Here is a 16,548-nt window from a genome sequence, read left to right on the forward strand (position 1 = left end):
CCGCTGCCACAGGCAGCGGGTTAAATATTTCAGGTTATTTATCTAGCCATCCATCCGCCGTCAACATTAAGAATATGACCATTCAAATAGTCGGAAGCTGCGGAAGCTAAGAATACAGCAGGACCTTTAAGATCATCAGGTGTTCCCCAACGAGCTGCTGGAATACGATCTAAGATAGCATCCGAGCGGCTTTGGTCAGCACGGATCGGAGCTGTATTTTCAGTCGCCATGTAGCCTGGTGCAATCGCATTGATGTTCAGACCGGAGCCTGCCCATTCATTGGCAAAAGCTTTAGTAAGACCTGCAACCCCGTGCTTACTCGCGGTGTAGCCAGGGACATTGATTCCGCCTTGATAGGAGAGCATAGAGGCGATGTTAATGATTTTGCCGGATCCTCTTTCCAGGAAGTGGCGGCCAGCGATCTGAGACAGAAGGAACACTGTGTTCAAGTTCAGGTTAATAACATCGAACCAGTCTTTTTCACTATGGTCTTTTGCAGGAGTACGGCGGATCATTCCTGCACAGTTCACGAGAATGTCAACATGACCAGTCAGTTCAAGTGCTTGGTCAAATGTGTTTTGCAGGTTGCTATGATCACTTAAGTCAGATTCGATGCTAACTGCTTTTACACCAAAAGCTTTTGCAGCGTTTACGGTTTCTTGACTTGTATTAAGCGATACGGATGCAATATCCGCACCTGCTTCTGCGAAGGCAAGGGCAATGCCTTGTCCAAGACCTTGAGCAGCACCGGTTACGAGTGCTGTTTTACCTGCCAAGCTGAATAATGATGATGACATTATAAATTACGCCCCTTTGATTTAAATGAATTTGATTCCGTTATTACTCACATTCAATGGCAATGCCTGCGCTGCGGAACTGTTCTGCCGTTTCGGGAGAGAGTCCTTTATCTGTCAAGATAACGTCAACTTCCTGCAGAGAAGCGAATGTACGCAGCGCAGTTTGGCCGAATTTATGATGATCCACAACCGCGAACACTTTACGGGCAGTAGACACAAGGGCTTGCTTAAACTCAATTAAATCTCCTGTATAAATAGAAAGTCCATGTTCGATATGAACAGCTGTCGAGGACAGAAATGCTTTTTGAATATTAAGTTGTTGCACATAGGAGACGGCTTCAGGGCCGGCCAACATATTGCGGACACGGTAACCCCCGGGAACGACGAGACGAATATGATCTTTGGGAACCAGTTCGCTGATGATGTATACATCATTGGTGACTACCGTTAGAGGCATATTGTCCAGGCGTCGGGCAATTTCAAGCGTTGTGCTCCCGCCGTCAAGAGCTATAATATCGTCCTGATCAATATGAGCAAGCGCGCGCAAGGCGATCTCTGTTTTTTCGTCGGAATACTTATCCAATGGATCCTTAGAGGGCAAAATACCAAACTGGTCGCTTTGTGCCAGCACAGCTCCGCCGTGTACACGTACGATCAGTCCTTGCTCCTCCAGCTTGCTTAAATCCTCACGAATTGTTTTTCCCGTAACTTGTAGCTTATCGCTCAGTTCATTCACCGTTACATCTTTTTGGTTCAGCATAACTTCCATAATCATCTCATGTCGTCGTATCGGGTTCATCCGCTTGCCTCAGCTTTCCGTAATTGATTAAAATTATAAGAAAGTTTAAGTTTCACGCTAGACTCTTCCTTATAATTCTCGCACAAACGCTTATCGTCCTTAAAAGGACGCCGAAGGCGTTTTAGCTTGTCTCTATTGTAGTTCTTTCATGGATACGGGGTCCATATCATCATATCTTTTATTATCGCCAGCCATACTCCAGATAAAAGTATAGTTATGAGTACCAACACCACTGTGTATGGACCAGCTTGGAGAAATAACCGCTTGTTCGTTTTGCATTACGATATGGCGAGTTTCATTAGGCTCTCCCATCAAGTGGAACACAACGGAATCGTCCGGTAGATCGAAATAGAAATAAGCTTCCATCCGGCGTGGATGTGTATGTGCTGGCATCGTATTCCACATGCTACCTGGCTTCAGTTGAGTCATACCCATAACTAGCTGAGCACTTTGCACGCCATTTGTATGAATAAACCGGTGAATGGTACGCTCGTTGGAGTTCTCCAAACCGCCCATCGCACCAGATTCGGATTCAGCCAGAGTGGTTTTGGTAGTTGGATAGGACTGGTGAGCAGGCGCAGAATTCAAATAGAATTTAGCGGGCTTGGAAGCGTCTGCACTTTTGAAGATAACATCTTTAGAACCTTGACCGACATACAGACATTCTTTGAAATCTACATCATATTCTGTACCATCGACAATAACCGAACCTTTACCGCCAACATTGATGATCCCCAGCTCACGGCGTTCCAAGAAGTAAGTAACTCCAAGTTCTTTAAGGTCAGTTGTAAGTGCAACTTCTTCCTTAACAGGATTAGCACCGCCAACGATCATGCGATCCTCATGGGTAAGTACAAGTTTCAGTTCATCTGGTGCAAAAATGACAGGAATGTGGAATTCCTTACGGAGGCGATCAGTGTCAAACTGCTTAACTTCATTAGGGTGGGATGCAAAACGTCTTTCCATGGAATATTCAATCTCCTTCACAAGCATATTTTCGTTCGTATAAGTACAATTTACTCCATTTATGTTCATATTACAAGTGTTTGTTTTTATATGTTGGTTCATTTTAGTTTATTTTTAAGTTTTAATAATTGCAAAATGAACGAAAAGTGTGCACAATAGATCTAAAATGCTTAGTTCTCATTTATAGGATTGTTATCATACTATTGAAAATTGAGATGTGGGAGGTTGAACTTGAATGCTGGAGTCGAATGGTATTCAGAGTACTTATCAGGACCGTCAACAAGAAATCATTATAAGTATAGCGCTGGAAGCGCAGAGACAGCCTCTGCTTGAGAGTGGACTCTGGTTCCACGATGATGTGCGAAATAACTTTTATTATGCCTCATATCTTTTTGCAGCTGCAGTAGATGATTCTTTGTCGTTGCCTTTTGACCGGGAAGAAGCGAAACAGAAGGCACAGGATGTATTACTAGAGACATTAATGCTACAGAATCGTCAACCTGGCACGGAGCTATACGGGCACTGGCCGCTTGGATTGAATCCGGTTCCACGTGAGGCTTCGCCGCATGAATTGCCTGTGGAAATTATGGGCAGTCTGATGGCCTACTTTTGCAAAAGATATGGTGGAGCACTAAACGCTCAGCTTCGCATTGTCCTGAATACAGCATTTGGACACATTTATCGGAGTGATTTCTACCGTAAGCCGGTAATCACTTTTGGACATCATGAAGCGAAATATACAGCAGCAAAGCTGATTTTTGGTACTATGTTTGCAGATGATGTGCTCGTTGAGGAAGGTCGGCAAAGTTTGAAGGACACATTGACATACATCCGCTCTAAGGGTATGCCAGAATACGGCAGTCTCCCGTGGTTCTGGCATTGGATACAAGCGTTTACCTGCGCTTTGGAGCTTGTCCCAACAGAGGATACGGATTTAATAACTACTCTTAAAGACATGCTTGATCATCTTTGGAAGGTAAGAGCAGAGTTTTATTTACATGGTGCTTGGGTGGGTGCACATTCTAGAGGTTGGCCACATGATGTACCAGGGGATGCTAATGTGCTTCATGACTATGTTCAGTTCGGGGACTTCAAGCTTTCAGAGGCAATGCCACGCACGGAATACGCTGGACTCCTATTCTATAAAGCACCAGATGAAGCTTTAACAGCTGCAATGAATCGGCGGACGCCAGTGGAAACCACCAAGATTACACAGAAAGTAGTCCCAGCAGATCCGAACGCTCAACCGTTGCTTCATTCCTATGCCTATATTACAGAGGATTTTGCAGCAGGCGGGATGTGGGAACGAGTAGAGGAATTTGATAATGAACAGCTCCGTTGGACTTTCTCTCTGCCTGTGAATGGAGAAGGAGGGTCCAACCAGCTATTTTTCTTCCATCCAGGTCAAGGCTACAATGAGGGAGATCCTCGCCATCAGAGCCGTTATATGGAGGTCCTCTATCACAAGAATGTAGTTATTTCTTTATTTCCCATTCCTCAGGGGGAAAAGAATACGATTATCGGTGTTCTTCCTCATGGGGAGTGGATGCAAGACCCGAACGCCTTATTCGGTCAGGTTGGGGATGTCTATTTCGCAATTTATTTATCTCAATCGTACCAACTACAGGAACGTCCGGGATACATTGAGGTAACCGTTCAAGGGATGCCGGGTGGGGTGATCGTTGAGGCGATCGGCGTTAAGGAGTCTGCAGAGCGTGGCATCATCGGACTGGATGCATTCGTAATAGCTATGGCCCATAATGAACCCCAATTTGAGATGGAAGGCGGCTTGGCGGCTCATTATACGACCAGTAATGGCGAAAGATTGCATTTGAGTATGGTGAGTGAGTCAGAGCAACCGCGAGCTTTGCTGAATGGTGTGAAGATCTCTTTGGAGAACTATACGGTTTAATAAGAACTCAACATAGTTGTGAGTTAAGTTTGGATGGAGTCGACCTTAAGGTCGGCTTTTTTATATTATAAATGCGCATACTATGCTATAGCTTCAATTGGAAATTTACTCCTAATAAAAACCAGCTTTCCTTTAAGGGCAAGGCTTTCGTAATCTTATTTGAAATTAATTACATTAATCTCTAATTTTATGAGAGACATTTATCACAATAAAGGTTAATATTTAAGTGAGACATATGAATGAATGCGCTTTCTTAAATCCGTTCAAACCTAACTCAAAGAATGCGAGGGATTTACTGTGACAGGAACTGAATTTCGTGTAGAAAATGATTTTCTAGGCAGCAAACAAGTAGATAAGAACGCATACTATGGGATTCAGACATTACGCGCAGTAGAGAATTTTCCAATTACGGGTTATAGAGTGCACAATGAATTAATCAAAGCGATGGGGATCGTAAAGAAAGCCGCTGCGCTTGCAAATATGGAAATCGGCAGGCTCTATCGTGGGCTTGGAGAAGTTGTTGTGAAAGCAGCAGATGAGATCATCGAAGGTCAATGGCACGAACAATTTATTGTAGACCCTATACAGGGTGGTGCAGGTACCTCGTTAAATATGAATGCCAATGAAGTCATTGCTAACCGAGCATTAGAGCTGCTTGGTCATGAAAAAGGAGACTATCGTCATTTAAGTCCCAACTCTCATGTGAATATGGCGCAGTCTACAAATGATGCATTCCCGACGGCTATTCATATTGCGACGCTTTCTCTTCTGGAACAATTGCTTGTTACAATGCGCAGAATGCATGAGGTGTTTGCAGACAAAGCCAAGGAATTCGATCCGGTTATAAAAATGGGACGCACGCATCTACAAGATGCAGTACCAATTCGTCTGGGCCAAGAGTTCGAGGCTTATCGCAGAGTACTTGAGAGAGATATCAAACGTATTGAACATACACGTCATCATTTGTATGAAGTGAATATGGGGGCAACGGCTGTAGGAACTGGATTAAATGCTGACCCTCGATATATCGAAGTGGTTGTAGAGCATTTGGCTGAAATAAGTGGATTGCCGCTAGTTACAGCAGATCATCTTGTGGATGCTACGCAAAATACAGATGCATACACAGAAGTATCTGCTGCCTTAAAAGTCTGCATGATGAACATGTCCAAGATTGCTAATGATCTTCGACTCATGGCCTCCGGCCCGCGGACAGGGTTTAATGAAATTTCACTACCTGCTCGCCAGCCTGGTTCCTCCATTATGCCAGGTAAAGTTAATCCGGTTATGGCAGAGGTCATCAATCAGGTAGCTTTTCAAGTGATAGGAAATGACCATACAATCTGTCTGGCTTCCCAAGCGGGTCAACTGGAACTGAATGTTATGGAGCCAGTTCTAGTGTTTAATCTCATTCAGTCCATCAGCATCATGAACAACTCCTTCCAAGTCTTCACAGATTTCTGTCTGGCTGGTATTGAAGCCAATAAAGAGAAGCTAGAGCGGGATGTGGAGCGGAGTGTCGGAATCATTACTGCGGTTAACCCGCATTTGGGCTACGAAGTGGTTTCACGTATTGCTCGTGAGGCGATTTTGACAGGAGAATCTGTTCGTGAATTGTGCCTTAAGTATAATGTGTTATCCGAGGAAGAGCTCAATCTGATTCTGGACCCATACGAAATGACGCATCCAGGAATCGCAGGCTCAGCTTTATTGCAGAAGCAATAGGGGATTACCTAACCGTTAATCGCTGACTTTGTCATCCATGTCTAACGATATTTAAAAAGAACCTACTTCAACGTTAGTTAGAAGTAGGTTCTTTTTGTGTTTCAGGCTTACAGGAAAAAGAATGAGCGTAATAGACCACGTTTTCTTGGTGGAGAGGGCAACCTTGCAGTAGTAACGGGATGGGAAGCTTCATTAGATGTGAAGGCGTTGCCTTTTGAAACTTGCATGGGTTCTAGGGTTGCCGCTAATTGTTTGATCATTATCCGCAGATCCTCAAGCTCCTCACGCTGCTGAAGCAACTGTATCATGACTACTTCGTCAGCTTTTTGATCGAGTGTACGTTCAATATAATGAATCCGGGATAATATATCTTGCATAGGCTCAGCGTCTGTGGGATGAAGTGGATCTTGCAGTGACGTGGACATCTGCTTTTCATTCGAGTCAGTTAATTGAATACTCTCTAGTGGTTCTCCGTGATTAATGCGGTCTTTAATATGACTAAGCAAGCTGATTTGCTGCTCTGAGAATGTATAGTGGCCAATCCGGTCTTTTGGAAAAAAATCAGGGAACATAGCAGCCCAACGTTTGATCGTAGTCTGGCTAACGGACAGCAGCTCTGCGGCATCTTTTGTTTTCAGAATTTCCATTTTGATTCCTCCAGTTCAGGTAGTCATGTTATGAGTAATTCGTTGTTCAATTGCTGCTCCCTGCAAGGTTGACAAAGGAAGTGCGGATTCGATAAACAAAGTGTAATTACGAGCAATCTCACCATTCTTGTATTTCACTATCTTGCTTTTACATTCTAGAATGAGTACAGATGACCCTGAAGCGGGGTATACTTGGTTTAGAGGTGAATCGTATGGATAAGAGTGGAGAAGTGGAGAAGATGACTGAGGAGCAATGGCAGGCTATTTTGCAAAATGATGCAGCTTATAACGAAAAATTCTTTTATGCAGTGAAGACTACGGGAATCTTTTGCCGACCTTCCTGCAAGTCCAAAGCACCTAATCGAGAGAATACACGTATCTTTCAAAATGCAGAACAAGCATTAGAATCTGGATTTCGTCCCTGTAAAAGATGCAAACCGACGGGTGAGCGGCTGCCGGATAAGGAATGGGTGGCTGTAATGACTGAATATATCGACAAACATTATCATGAACCTCTTACTCTTGAAACGCTGGCAGAAGTCTGTCATGGAAGCCCTTATCATCTGCATCGAACCTTCAAGAAAGTAACGGGAATCACTCCAGTGGATTATATACAGCAAAAGAGAATCGATCAGGCATCTGAATATTTGGTTACCACGGATCGGGATGTAGCTGATATTGGATTACATGTGGGTCTGCCAAATACGTCGTATTTTATTACCTTATTTAAGAAAAAGACGGGGCTTACCCCAACGAAGTATCGACAGCTTAACAAATTAGAATTAACGAATCATTCTGAATTATTCTTGGAGGTACAGAAAAATGGAGAGTAGACCAAGTGCAATCATATACTGGACATTGCTAGCTTATAAGGAATGGAGTTTCTATATCGCAGCGTCGGAGAAAGGATTAAGTTATGTGGGGTCGCAGCAGAAGCCATTCGAAGAAATGAGTGACTGGATCAGCCGTAGATTTCCTGAAAGTAAACTGGTGCAGGACGATGAGAAAATGGTTCCATTTGTACAGGAACTGATCGAATATTTGCAAGGGGTACGGCAGGCATTCAGCATTCCTTTTGACTATCGTGGGACTCCATTTCAACTCGCGGTGTGGAAAGCGTTATGTGAAATCCCATATGGACAAACGTGGTCTTATTCGGACATCGCCACACATATTCAAAAGCCTGCTGCAGTACGCGCGGTAGGGACGGCCATAGGTGCAAATCCGATACTAATTACGGTGCCCTGCCACCGAGTCATTGGCAAGAATGGAACATTAACTGGCTACCGCGGGGGATTAGAGATGAAGACTAGGCTGCTTAATTTGGAAAGTGGAAAGAGTGCTCTAGACTTATGAATATTGAGATCCAGTACAAAACCCCAAAGACCTTACTAAATAAAGGGACGGGTTATCTGAACGGATATAGTCATTCTTTAAACCCATATACCGGCTGTACTTATGGCTGTTCTTATTGTTATGTGCGTCAAATGCCTGTTTCACTATTTCGCCAAGAGGAATGGGGAACGTGGGTAGATGTCAAACAAGAAGCTGCAGCTATCTTACGCAAAGAACTCCTGAAAGCAAAGTCCAAAGGACCGGTCTCCATCTTTATGTCCTCTAGTACAGATCCATACCAACCGATAGAGCACAAGGAGCAGGTAACCAGGGCTTTGCTGGAGGTTATGGTGGAGACCCCGCCCGATTTTCTGTTCGTGCAGACGCGCAGTCCGCTCGTATGCAGAGATATAGATTTATTATTACGCTTAGAAGACAAGGTTCGCGTGAGTATGACTGTAGAGACGGATCGTGAAGATATTCGCAAAAAATTCACACCAAGTGCTCCGCCTATTTCTGCAAGATTAAAGACACTGAAATTACTGCGTGAAGCGGGCATTCCTGTTCAAGCAACCATCGCTCCGGTATTGCCAAGCAGCACTTCTTTTCCAGTGATCCTAAGGGGGTTGGTGGATAGGGTCTGTATCGACGATTATTTTATGGGAGATGGCAGTGGGGGCAAACGGACACGGAGATTAGGTATTTATTCCCTTTATGAAGAGCTGCAATTGGAAGAATGGTACGATCCGGCGGCTTATCGCAGGGTGTACGATGGACTCCGGAGTGTTTTTAATGAAGATGAGCTTTTCTTGAGCCAGAAGGGGTTCGAGCCTTAAACTGAAACATGATATAATAAACGAGAGCATTCATACTTAGTATTTTAAAATACTTAATACCTGTAATCGCTTATTGGAGGAGTAGAGTGGCAAAAGCAAAAGTGGCCAAGCGGCCCACAAGAGATGAATTTGTACTTGAGGAGCTAGGCAATCAGCTAGTTGAAGCGAAGCAAGAAGGTTCTGAGATTTTATTGACCGTATGGGGAAAAGAAGAACAGGTGCGCGGAACGATTGTAGAAATGGACTCGCGGACAGGAAAAGTACACATCAGTAAAAACGAAGGTATCGAAAAAGTTCCGTTTATGGATATTATGCAAGTTAATTATCCCAGAGATTAATGGGAACGCAGCAATAAGAGGTCCTGTGAGCCATATTGGCTTTGGGGCCTCTTTGACCATATAGTATCGAATAGATTAAAGAGAGGTAGATCAGATATGGCAGTAACCAAAACCAACGCGATGCGAATGCTAGATGCGAAGAAAATTGGATATGAAGTGTTTGTTTATGACAACGAGGATGGACTAATCCATGGTACGGCAGTTGCGGAGAAGATTGGAAAGGCGGCAGAGACGGTTTTTAAAACTTTGGTCGCTCATAGCGGAGCAAATCTTTATGTATTTGTTATACCGGTTGCTGAGGAGCTGGATCTCAAAAAGGCGGCCAAGGCCGCCGGAGAGAAAAAGATTGAGATGCTGCCAGTGAAGGACTTGCAGAAGTGGACGGGTTATATCCGTGGTGGATGTTCACCAGTCGGTATGAAAAAGCAATATCCAACGTTCATTGATAGCAGCGCAGAAAGTCAGGAAACGATAGCCGTTAGCGCCGGAAAAATTGGTCAACAAATGGATGTATCACCGCAGCTTCTTGCAGGGGTAACAAATGCGAAATTCACAGATCTAATTAAATAGATGAGCAACAAGAAGACCTAAATACTCCTTCAAGGCTGTGCCTGTAGTGGAGATGGCTCCTGGCGAAGGAGTGAACTTTGAGGGTTGCAACGAAAATTCAGCGCTGGCGATATAATCTGTAGGAAAAGCTTGCGCTGTTAGCCCTGCATTCTTGAAGTGCTGCATCGAGCGGGGCATATGAAACCCTGATGTGACTAGTACAGGACGCTTAAGTCCCTTCTCTTGTAGGATTGCGGTGGTATTTACAGCATTCTGCTCCGTGTTGAGAGATTGATTGTCGGTCAGGATATCCTCTTCGGGGACACCGAGTCCAAGGAGTTGTCTTTTGGCGATATCCGCTTCATTTCCGCTGTCGGAGAAGACTTGTCCACCAGAGAATAGGATGGGTAAACCACTCGCATTATGTAGTCGTACAGCTGTAATTAGCCGATTCGCTGCTGATCCATATAAGTTACCCTCGCCATCAATATCCGGTGTCCCAGAGCTTGCACCTCCACCAAGCACAACGATGACATCTCCTTGCAATGTATCCGGTTGTGGATATTTTCGTTCTAAACCTCCGATTAACGCATCGCTGACTAAGGGAGTCATGGAGAAGTACATAAGCAGTGTAATACCAAGCAGAACAAGTGCAGGACGACGGTTCTTTTTCCATAACCAAATGACAAGACCGAGCAGAAGTAGGATGAAAAGTCCTGGAGGAAGCACAAAGCTGTATACAAATTTGATGATGTAAATCAACAGTATCAACCGCCTTCGTAAAGTATGAGTTCAGGTTGTATTGTAACATGAGTTGGGGTGTTCGAAGTTGCACAAAAGACCGAAACGGTCTTTTTTTATTTGATGAGAAGCCTAATCTAGAACTAGATTGGGAGCGGCATTAAGCTAAAGGGAAGGATAGTTGAATAAATTTTTCTAAACTCCCCAACCTTTATCGTTTTCGCTGCAGTATATATTTGAGTGCCACCGATAAGAAAGAGGAATTTATTGATAACCTCGCAAGTAGCAGTTCACCCAAGTGAGGGAAAAGTTTTTTCCTCTTTTTATGAACCAAAATACGAGAACTGGTGAATAAGAAGTGAAAGGAAAAACGAGGAGGTCTTTTAAGTGAAAGAAAATCATCATTTTCCAATACCCAAGGAAGGAGGTCCAGTTGATTTTGAAACACTTGTTCAACCTCACTTAACTAGTGCATTTCGAGTCGCTTTTTTGATCGTCCATGATTATCATCTAGCTCAGGATGCCGTTCAAGAAGCACTATGGGAAGCGTATAAATCACTTTATCGATATGATAAACGAAAAGGGACATCGTTTCGAGCTTGGTTTATAAAAATTGTGACACATCGTGCACTTAATATGGTGCGTAGAAAGAAAAATACGGAAGAATATTTGGACTCTATTGACCCTGGGCAAAACCCATTGGAGAGTATTCTTCAAAAGGAGAAAGAGCAACAGATTTGGCGAGCGATTCAGATGATGACGCTGAAACATCGCTCAGTAGTTATCCTTTACTATTATGAGGAGTTTAGTATAGCTGAAATTGCAAAAATCCTTGGTGTATTTGAGGGAACGGTAAAATCAAGGCTACATAAGGCCAGAAAGTTAATTGCTGAAAAAATACAAATAAACAAAGAAACACAGGTATTTACCGAGATGGGAGTGAACATGCATGACTAATCTTGACAAACAAATTGCACAAACTCTAAAAAATGTTGCTGGAGAATTGGATCAGCCTAGTTTTGTGATTCCTGACCAAGTGGTGGCCTATAAAAGAAAAAGGTCGCGTTTACTAAGTACTTTGGTACTTCCTGTCTTAATCAGCTGCGCTTTGCTTCTAACGATATCGGTAAGTCCTACCTTTGCGGCCTATGTTAAATCGCTATTTAATGGTTCTGATAAAGAACTGCAATATGCAGCACAGGAAGGTTTTTCACAGAAGGTAAATGCCTCTGTTACTGATCGGGGCTATACTCTTGAAATAGAGGAGATATTGGCTGATCCGATGAGAATTGTGGCTGTTTATTCGATCAAGGATCAGCAAAAGAACTTTATTCATCCGGATAAGCTTCACATAAGTAACGTAGAGGTAACAGATTTGAAAGGGAATGTGATTAAAGAAACTAAAACGTATATGGTAGAAATCCAAGAAAATTACGGATATCTCACTCTAAAAAAACCGGGGGAAACAGAAGATCAAAACCTTTTATTACAGTTTGAGGGGAATCAGATCGACTCTGTTAAAGGAAATTGGGCCTTACAGATTCCTATTGATTTAGAAAAAGCAATTAAGGCATCCAAGGTGCTATCAATCGATAAAACGTATACTACACCACAGGGACTGCAAATCAATCTAAATAGCATTATGCATTCACCGACTGCTGCTCGTGTGGATTATGAAACGAAATGGACGGAAGAGGCAAAGAAAAGATTAGTAGAGGAAAGTAAACAAGTGAAAGGAAAACTAGATTCAGTTGATCCTTATGTTCGCTATGATGATTATAAACTGAATTTTCATGTTGAAAATGAAAAAGGAGAAAAAGTAAAAGATTTAACTAGGGCGCTTGATATTCCACGCAAGGCTGTGGGAGAATACGGTCATTCCAATCGGAAGTATGGATTTGCTCCACTGTCTCCTGATCATCAATATACACTAGTATTGGATTCTTTAGAAAAAACAGAACCGTATGCGCTAGGCGTATCATTTGAGCCAAAACAGCTTGCTGAAAAACCTGTAAGAGTAGATGAGGATGGCAAAACGATTGAGATCATGTCCGTAACCTTTGACGAACCATTAAATGAAGCATCTCCAAAGAATGAGAAGCATGCTACTATTTTGCTAGAGGCTTATTTAAAGGATATATCATATATTAATGTAGCAGATACGATTTTAATGGATGATGACACAGATAAAATTATTAATCGTTTTGGTTGGACTATAGAAGATGAAAAGGGCAAAATATTCAATGTAACAGGTGGAGATTTTAAAATGATGGGAAAGGATGAACAAGGCAGAAATCATATCCGAATAAAATTGCAAAGTGATGAAATGAAAGAACTCCCTCAAAAGCTCAGTCTTACTTCAGAATTGGCAAAAAAGAGCTATGACCTGGATTGGAAAGTACCATTGCCAATGCCAAAAGAAGATAAATAAGAAAAGCGAAAGCGGAAAATCAGGGCCTTTTAATCGTTTAACAGTGTCTGGTAGCAGCCGCGGGTACATCTGCACAAAATCTTGAATTTTGTAATGTCTTAATCGAGTCTCTTCAACTAACGGGGAACTATAGTTACTTAAAACAAGGAGCAGATCGCCGCGGCAGCTGCTCTTTGTCTTATTGAGCGATAAAGGAGACGGGTGAATTATATGCCAAATGATTATGTTTGGGGGATTTTCGTTGCTGATGCTTCAACTGATTTTCCGAATTTCTTTCCAGTCGGTATTTATACCACACGTGAGTTAGCCATTAATGAAGTCGAAGCTTTGCCAAGAGATCACAATTATCAATTATTTCGAATGCCGCTAAATAATAACTTCGCATATTACCATAGAAAGAGTAGTAAGTTGGTTGGAATGGATACGATCCATCATGAACATTATCATTTCAAAGATGATAGTTAACCGATAGCGGTTGCTTCGGCAGCCGTTTTTTATTTGTTCAACTAACGGCAGGTTAGTTGAACTAAATTTTTATGTGAAAATGTGAATAAATCTGTTTATCGGGGTTGAATGATGATTAATTCTGCTGAAGAATTTGTAAGGTTAAGGCTTAGTGATAACATGGAGGAATATCTGAAGGCTGCATGGGATGAAGCACCTTTTGAGGTTTGGTTACAAGTAATTGAAACGTACCCTGAAATGCGTGAATGGGTAGCACATAATAAATCAATTCCTATTGAGATTATGGAAATTCTAGCTGACGATGCAGATGAAAGGGTTAGATTTAATGTTGCTACAAAAAATCGACTACCAGAAAGTTTACAAATGAAACTGGCAAAAGATTTAGATAGCTCAATTAGAAAACGAATTGTCTATAACAAAAAAGCGACATTTCGAGTTTTAACTATTTTATTGAACGATGATGACGAAGATATAAGAGTACTGGCGAAGAATAGGGTTGATGAGGGACGACATAGGTAAACGTTAGTAGAATAGAAGTTGCTTAGGCAACTGTTTTTTATTTGTTCAACTAATGGGCAGGATAGTGAGCAAAGGTTAGATTGATGGGAAATAGTAAATATTAGAATGACAGCATGCTGTCGAATTGTACTGAAGCAATTATGAATATAATAGACAAACCAGAAGATTCTAGATTATACAGGAAATCGCATCGGTCTACAACATATGTGAACTTCCTCAGATAAATTTAATGGAGTGTGCCAATGGAAAATATATATAATGAATTGCATACAGCAGAAATACTGAACCGCATCGAGAATTTAAGTCCAAATTCAAAACCACAATGGGGAACAATGAATGTTGCTCAAATGTTGGCTCACTGCTCAGCATTTCAAGATATCGCATTGGGAAATTCCTTTCCCCCTAGATATTGGCTAGGAAGGTTAATAGGAAGGTTTGTGAATTCTATTTTCTATAATGACAAGCCGGTACCACACAATATGTCAACAATTCCGACCATACTTATTGTAGATGAAAGAGACTTTATGACAGAAAAAGAAAAACTGAAACAAAAGATTTTAACTTTCCAAAGAAACGGTCCGGAGAAATGTTCATCCCATCCGCATCCTTTTTTTGGCAAGTTTACTCCTGAGCAATGGGGTAAAGGGATTTATAAACATCTAGACCATCATTTAAGACAATTTGGTGCTTAGTATTTTTTCGCAATGATTAATAATTGTTCAGTTTAGTGCAGTAACAACATTTCGCTGTGCTAACGGGACTCGATAGAGGAATAGCGGTTGCTTCGGCAGCCGTTTTTTATTTGTTCACTAACGGTAGTATAGTTCAATTATAGTTGTTTTTTATTTCCAGACTTACAGTTTAAATATTAAAATGAGATTAATTGAATTAATAAGGGGCATTAACAGGATGAACAAGGGTAGAATCGTATTTTTGAACGGTGTTACGAGCTCTGGAAAAACATCAATAGTAGATGCTTTACAGTTAAAATCGCATGAATTTTTTTATGTTGTTGCCAATGACCTTTTTGAAGAAATGATAGGTGAACGTTATCTTCGTGAAGATTATTGGAAGTATTTAAGTGAAGCAATTATCATGATGTATCATACAGCCAAATTATTTTCTGACCATGGTAAAAATGTACTTATTGATGGCATTATGGTAGAAAGGCCTGAGTTGAAACCGCATTATGAAAAAGTGAACAAAATATTTTCTGGTTACCCATTATACATTGTTGAAGTGTTTTGCCCTTTAGACATTTGCCGTCAGAGAAATATTGCACGAGAAAATAGAACCGAAGACCAATCTGATTGGCAACACCAAATCATGGCAAAAGATATCCAGTATAATTGTACTGTCAATACACATTTAAACACTTCCGAAGAATGCGCAGATTTGATTTTAAAAAGTATATTTGAAGATGAAGTATGAATTACTATGCTCGAGATGACACATTCCGGTAACGGGGAAGGTTAGTGTAATAGCGGTTGCTTCGGCAGCCGTTTTTATTTGTTCATCTGTGTTCAGGTTAATTTAACAAGGAACTTATCTAATGATGAAATTTGAAGGAGAGATGAAATGATAGAATTATCTAAAGAAAACTACGCACACGTTCTGCCACTGTTGAAAAATCTAGCATATGAACCTGTGTTTGCGTATTCCATAATTGAGCGAAATCAATCTGGAAAAGTGTTTGTTGATCACAACGAAAATCCTACCTGCAGTCTTATTATCAATTCATATGGACAGTATTTTTTGGTTAAGAGGGGCGACAATGAGTGCTTCATGAGCGATGTAGTTGAATTTTTGCGAAATGATCAAAATCATTCAAAATATTACGATCTTTATGCTTCAACACCCGAACTACTGTTTCAAATTAGCGAAAGTTTAGCGGGAAAGACCGTATTATTGCACCGTTCTTCTTTTACATTCGATCTATCCAAATTCCAACATCTAAAAAAACCTAACGCATTGCCAGAACAATTTGTTATGAAACGGATGGATAAAGCGCTATTCGATAAATACAAGAATGAAATGGACGCTTCTTATGATTCGTTATGGAGTTCGGCACAACACTTTTCGGATCGAGGGTTTGGTTACTGTCTTGTGATGGATGATGATTTTGCAAGTGTTTGCAATTCTTATTTTGTGGGTGGAGGGTATGCAGCTATTGATATCGTAACCGTGGATGAATACCAGAATAAAGGGCTAGCAACACTCACGGGTGTAGCATTTATCGAACATTGTCTGAACCATAATCTAGTGCCGAATTATAATTGTGACGCTGGCAATGAACGATCAATACAGCTAGCGAAAAAGTTAGGGTTTGCAAAAAAGTATGATTTTCCAATGTTATGGTGGCATCAGGATCAGAGTATAATTAGTGATTATTTGAAAAGATTCAATTATTAAAAAAGAGAGTTTAAAACGAAAACTTTCCAAAATGACAGGAGTAAACCGGTGATAAAACTATTATTATATGAAAATACAT

Annotated in this window: 20 protein-coding genes; 14 read left to right on the top strand and 6 right to left on the bottom strand. The window is 41.4% G+C overall.

Annotation, left to right across the window (positions count from 1 at the left end):
• Window positions 1–38: 38 nt before the first annotated feature.
• The 3 genes from kduD to kduI all read right to left on the bottom strand — a co-directional run bounded on the left by kduD (window position 39) and on the right by kduI (window position 2,562).
• The gene (gene kduD, locus NSQ29_RS08775; RefSeq protein ID WP_042189303.1) at window positions 39–797 is read right to left on the bottom strand and encodes a 2-dehydro-3-deoxy-D-gluconate 5-dehydrogenase KduD; all 759 of its coding nucleotides are present in this window, start codon (window positions 795–797) and stop codon (window positions 39–41) included.
• 43 nt (window positions 798–840) lie between these two features.
• Window positions 841–1,596: a DeoR/GlpR family DNA-binding transcription regulator gene (locus tag NSQ29_RS08780; protein WP_339796577.1), complete on the bottom strand. Its 756-nt coding sequence runs from the start codon at window positions 1,594–1,596 to the stop codon at window positions 841–843.
• A 132-nt stretch (window positions 1,597–1,728) separates the two neighbouring features.
• On the bottom strand, window positions 1,729–2,562 hold the full coding sequence (kduI, locus tag NSQ29_RS08785; RefSeq protein WP_341124823.1) for a 5-dehydro-4-deoxy-D-glucuronate isomerase: 834 nt from the start codon (window positions 2,560–2,562) through the stop codon (window positions 1,729–1,731).
• A gap of 235 nt (window positions 2,563–2,797) precedes the next feature.
• On the opposite strand from kduI, the gene NSQ29_RS08790 reads away from it, so the two are divergent.
• Both NSQ29_RS08790 and aspA read left to right on the top strand, forming a co-directional pair.
• Window positions 2,798–4,474 carry a hypothetical protein gene (locus tag NSQ29_RS08790; protein ID WP_341124824.1) on the top strand — a complete coding sequence of 559 codons (1,677 nt, stop codon included), beginning with the start codon at window positions 2,798–2,800 and terminating at the stop codon, window positions 4,472–4,474.
• Between the two features lie 297 nt (window positions 4,475–4,771).
• Window positions 4,772–6,196 carry an aspartate ammonia-lyase gene (aspA, locus tag NSQ29_RS08795; RefSeq protein WP_042128747.1) on the top strand — a complete coding sequence of 475 codons (1,425 nt, stop codon included), beginning with the start codon at window positions 4,772–4,774 and terminating at the stop codon, window positions 6,194–6,196.
• A gap of 107 nt (window positions 6,197–6,303) precedes the next feature.
• Here aspA and NSQ29_RS08800 read toward each other — a convergent pair whose 3' ends face one another.
• Together NSQ29_RS08800 and NSQ29_RS08805 are read right to left on the bottom strand one after the other, a co-directional pair.
• Window positions 6,304–6,843 (bottom strand): MerR family transcriptional regulator, encoded by a 540-nt coding sequence (locus NSQ29_RS08800; protein ID WP_341124825.1) that lies wholly within the window; start codon window positions 6,841–6,843, stop codon window positions 6,304–6,306.
• 15 nt (window positions 6,844–6,858) lie between these two features.
• Window positions 6,859–6,981, bottom strand: a complete 123-nt coding sequence (locus NSQ29_RS08805) for a hypothetical protein (RefSeq protein WP_339265453.1) — start codon at window positions 6,979–6,981, stop codon at window positions 6,859–6,861.
• Between the two features lie 74 nt (window positions 6,982–7,055).
• On the opposite strand from NSQ29_RS08805, the gene NSQ29_RS08810 reads away from it, so the two are divergent.
• From NSQ29_RS08810 to ybaK, 5 genes are all read left to right on the top strand, one after another.
• The gene (locus NSQ29_RS08810; RefSeq protein WP_341124826.1) at window positions 7,056–7,676 is read left to right on the top strand and encodes a bifunctional transcriptional activator/DNA repair enzyme AdaA; all 621 of its coding nucleotides are present in this window, start codon (window positions 7,056–7,058) and stop codon (window positions 7,674–7,676) included.
• Window positions 7,666–8,199, top strand: coding sequence for a methylated-DNA--[protein]-cysteine S-methyltransferase (locus tag NSQ29_RS08815; protein ID WP_341124827.1), 534 nt, complete (start codon window positions 7,666–7,668; stop codon window positions 8,197–8,199). Before NSQ29_RS08810 ends, NSQ29_RS08815 begins: the two co-directional genes overlap by 11 nt.
• Window positions 8,196–9,014, top strand: a complete 819-nt coding sequence (locus NSQ29_RS08820; RefSeq protein WP_341124828.1) for an SPL family radical SAM protein — start codon at window positions 8,196–8,198, stop codon at window positions 9,012–9,014. The genes NSQ29_RS08815 and NSQ29_RS08820 overlap by 4 nt, the downstream gene beginning before the upstream one ends.
• An 86-nt stretch (window positions 9,015–9,100) precedes the next feature.
• A complete protein-coding gene (locus tag NSQ29_RS08825; RefSeq protein WP_042189285.1) occupies window positions 9,101–9,352 on the top strand; it encodes a YolD-like family protein in 252 nt (83 codons plus the stop codon).
• A gap of 96 nt (window positions 9,353–9,448) precedes the next feature.
• On the top strand, window positions 9,449–9,922 hold the full coding sequence (gene ybaK, locus NSQ29_RS08830; protein ID WP_341124829.1) for a Cys-tRNA(Pro) deacylase: 474 nt from the start codon (window positions 9,449–9,451) through the stop codon (window positions 9,920–9,922).
• Here the strand turns inward: ybaK and NSQ29_RS08835 are convergent.
• Complete coding sequence (locus tag NSQ29_RS08835; protein WP_341124830.1) at window positions 9,911–10,663, bottom strand: YdcF family protein; 753 nt, start codon at window positions 10,661–10,663, stop codon at window positions 9,911–9,913. The genes ybaK and NSQ29_RS08835 overlap by 12 nt on opposite strands.
• 366 nt (window positions 10,664–11,029) lie before the next feature.
• On the opposite strand from NSQ29_RS08835, the gene NSQ29_RS08840 reads away from it, so the two are divergent.
• From NSQ29_RS08840 to NSQ29_RS08870, 7 genes are all read left to right on the top strand, one after another.
• Complete coding sequence (locus tag NSQ29_RS08840) at window positions 11,030–11,599, top strand: RNA polymerase sigma factor (RefSeq protein ID WP_339265443.1); 570 nt, start codon at window positions 11,030–11,032, stop codon at window positions 11,597–11,599.
• Complete coding sequence (locus tag NSQ29_RS08845; RefSeq protein WP_341124831.1) at window positions 11,592–13,073, top strand: DUF4179 domain-containing protein; 1,482 nt, start codon at window positions 11,592–11,594, stop codon at window positions 13,071–13,073. The genes NSQ29_RS08840 and NSQ29_RS08845 overlap by 8 nt, the downstream gene beginning before the upstream one ends.
• Before the next feature lie 210 nt (window positions 13,074–13,283).
• Window positions 13,284–13,538: a hypothetical protein gene (locus tag NSQ29_RS08850; protein ID WP_341124832.1), complete on the top strand. Its 255-nt coding sequence runs from the start codon at window positions 13,284–13,286 to the stop codon at window positions 13,536–13,538.
• Window positions 13,539–13,646: 108 nt separating this feature from the next.
• Window positions 13,647–14,057: a hypothetical protein gene (locus NSQ29_RS08855; RefSeq protein WP_339265437.1), complete on the top strand. Its 411-nt coding sequence runs from the start codon at window positions 13,647–13,649 to the stop codon at window positions 14,055–14,057.
• Between the two features lie 242 nt (window positions 14,058–14,299).
• Window positions 14,300–14,749, top strand: a complete 450-nt coding sequence (locus NSQ29_RS08860) for a DUF1569 domain-containing protein (protein ID WP_042189271.1) — start codon at window positions 14,300–14,302, stop codon at window positions 14,747–14,749.
• Window positions 14,750–14,966: 217 nt separating this feature from the next.
• Window positions 14,967–15,488 (top strand): phosphotransferase-like protein, encoded by a 522-nt coding sequence (locus NSQ29_RS08865; RefSeq protein WP_339265433.1) that lies wholly within the window; start codon window positions 14,967–14,969, stop codon window positions 15,486–15,488.
• Between the two features lie 147 nt (window positions 15,489–15,635).
• The gene (locus NSQ29_RS08870) at window positions 15,636–16,469 is read left to right on the top strand and encodes a GNAT family N-acetyltransferase (RefSeq protein WP_341124833.1); all 834 of its coding nucleotides are present in this window, start codon (window positions 15,636–15,638) and stop codon (window positions 16,467–16,469) included.
• The last annotated feature ends 79 nt before the right edge of the window (window positions 16,470–16,548 follow it).

The organism is Paenibacillus sp. FSL F4-0236 (assembly GCF_038000135.1).
Taxonomy (GTDB): domain Bacteria; phylum Bacillota; class Bacilli; order Paenibacillales; family Paenibacillaceae; genus Paenibacillus_AQ.